Below are 2,406 nucleotides of genomic sequence, written 5' to 3'. Positions count from 1 at the left end.
GGAACACCACCGCCGCCAGCATCTGCTGGGTGAGTTCGACGGTGCCGAGAATGGGGGCATTGAAGAAATAACGGCCGACGACATCGGCGGTGGTCAGCAGCATCAAGGCAAAGAGGGTGGCACCCGCCACCCCCTCCAGTCCCAGCTGCATGACCTTACCGACGTTCGACCAGCGACTCGTCAGGGTCTGCATTATCGCCCTCCAGGTGGCGAAGGCTAATTACGACTGCGGCACCAGGGGTGCAACGCTGTCTTGTTCGGCAGCTTCTTCGAGCTGCTGATGGAAGTATTCCAGTGCAGCATCGGCATCCACGCCGCGATCACTGACGTTTTCAGACCAAGTTTCTATCAGGTCATCACTGATACCGCGCAGGGTTTCGAGATCTTCATCACCCAGGGAGGTGAAGGTGTGGCCCATTTCCTCGGCAAACTCGACACCGCGCTCGTCGGAAACATCCATCATGTAACCGAACAGACGTGACAGACGCTCACCCGACACTTCCTGGACAGCCTCGCGGTCTTCCTCGGACATCTGGTCCCAGATCATCGGGTTGACCACGATGGTAAAGCTGCCGCGATAGAAGCCGCCATCGACCATCAGCGTATGGGGAAAGACTTCCGCCACACGGAAGCTACGCAGGCCTTCCGGCACCAGCATGGCCCCGTCGATGACACCCTGAGAACCGGCTTCGTAGACACCGGTCGGCGGCAAGGCCACACCGGTCAGGCCGAGTGCATTGGAGAGGTCCCCCATCACACCGCCACCTACGCGAATACGCTCGCCTTCGAGATCGTCAAGCGTCTCGTATAGCTCGCTGCTGAAGATCCAGCCCGGCCCATGGACACCCGCAGCCACGACATCTACACCGCGGTGTTCACCGGCTTTAGCCAGGTATTCCTGGTGAGTGTGCCAATAGGCAGCGGAGGCATTCTCCGAGGAAAAGGCTTCGAACGTCGGGAATTCCGGCAGCTGGGTCGCCAGGAAGCGGCCTGCGTTGTAGCCATGAAACACCCAGGTCGCATCGGCGATGCCATCGGCAACCATTTCCATCTGCGAGTCCGGCGGCCCCAGGTCATGGATGACCTCGACAGTGACACGGCCATCGGTGGCTTCTTCGATCCAGCCCTTCCATGTCGGCCAGACCATGGAGTTGATGCCGTGATTGGGCCCCGCCCAGGTGCTTACTGTAATGGTGGTCTGGGCCAGGGCGGACGTGCTCAGTGTGGCGGCCGCCAAGGCACCGATCATCAGGCTTAATCTGGTCTTTTTCATTGTGCTCATTTTCCTTACCTCCGTCGTCACGAACCGGTGACGACCTGGTTGCTGTTATTGTGTGGAAAGGTCGTTCGTTGGATGGTGGAAGCTAAATCGTGCTCGAATGCAGCTTTCATGCGGCACGTCTAATCTCAAAAATGTGATACAGCAATTATTCCAGATTAGAAATAAAAGAAACACATTCATATACACAATGCCTGCAAGACGGTTGTAAACGCAACGACTTATGCGGCTTCACGTAATAATACTTAAGTAGTATTATTTTCAATTCATTGAATTTATTATATTTTTATAACAACAACTGTACTGAGCCGATCGCATGAGAATAGAACAGGAAGAAGTCTTCTTCCTGTTACACTAATTACCTCACTACAGACGATAAACATGTTTAAAGCCAGGGCCGCTTTCTCAAGTAGCCCCTCTAAAGTGCATTTCTCGAGCCTTGCTCAACAAGACGGCCCCAGACGCTCGAGCTGACGCTCCAGCTTGCCCATGGCGTGGAGCAGGTCGCGATACTCGCCTACCGACAACGTCTCGACCAACTCCGCCTCCCAAGCCTGGGCCTCGGGAATCAACTCGGCGAGCAGAGACTCCCCAGCGGCGGTGAGATGCAGATCATGTAGCCGCTGATCCCGGGCTGACGGCGTGCGGGTAATCAGCCCACGGTCCTCCAGCGCCTGCACCGCCCGCGAAACGCGCGCCTTGTCCATGTTGGTGTAGCTGCACACCTTCTTCGCCGTCAGCTCATCGCAATGGCTAAGCCAGGCCAGTACCCGCCACTGAGCCACATTGAGTGCATAGCGCTCCTGGTACATCAGCGCCAGTTCATCGCTGATGCGGTCGGCCAGGCGGTTGAGCCGATAAGGAAGGAACTGGTTGAGATCCAATTCGGCCTTAGTACGCAATTCCTCGGTGGTAGAAGAGTTTCGTGACCCTTCTTCGCCACCCAAAGGCTCGTGGTTAGCGTCCATCAAAGTCATTTCCCTATCGGTCATGTAACACTGCCGTCAATAGAGCAGTTGTGGCAGGAACAGCACGATGCCCGGAAACACCAGTACCAGAATGGCGCGTAGCGTACCGGCCACCCAGAAGGGTGTCACGCCCCGGAAGATCGTCCCGGTGCTAACGTC

Annotated in this window: 3 protein-coding genes; all 3 read right to left on the bottom strand. The window is 56.4% G+C overall.

What is annotated here, in order from left to right; genetic code table 11:
* Positions 1-193, bottom strand: a 193-nt coding sequence (locus DU506_RS21010; protein WP_220254405.1) for a TRAP transporter small permease subunit, incomplete at its 3' end; no start/stop codon positions are given.
* A gap of 27 nt (positions 194-220) precedes the next feature.
* Positions 221-1,273, bottom strand: coding sequence for a TRAP transporter substrate-binding protein (locus DU506_RS21005; protein ID WP_114488770.1), 1,053 nt, complete (start codon positions 1,271-1,273; stop codon positions 221-223).
* A 449-nt stretch (positions 1,274-1,722) separates the two neighbouring features.
* On the bottom strand, positions 1,723-2,247 hold the full coding sequence (locus tag DU506_RS21000; RefSeq protein ID WP_114488769.1) for a MarR family winged helix-turn-helix transcriptional regulator: 525 nt from the start codon (positions 2,245-2,247) through the stop codon (positions 1,723-1,725).
* Positions 2,248-2,406: the final 159 nt, after the last annotated feature.

This window comes from Vreelandella rituensis (assembly GCF_003336665.1).
Classification (GTDB): domain Bacteria; phylum Pseudomonadota; class Gammaproteobacteria; order Pseudomonadales; family Halomonadaceae; genus Vreelandella; species Vreelandella rituensis.
The sequence above is the reverse complement of the archived record's forward strand: the minus strand, read 5'-3'. Positions and strand labels throughout refer to the sequence as shown.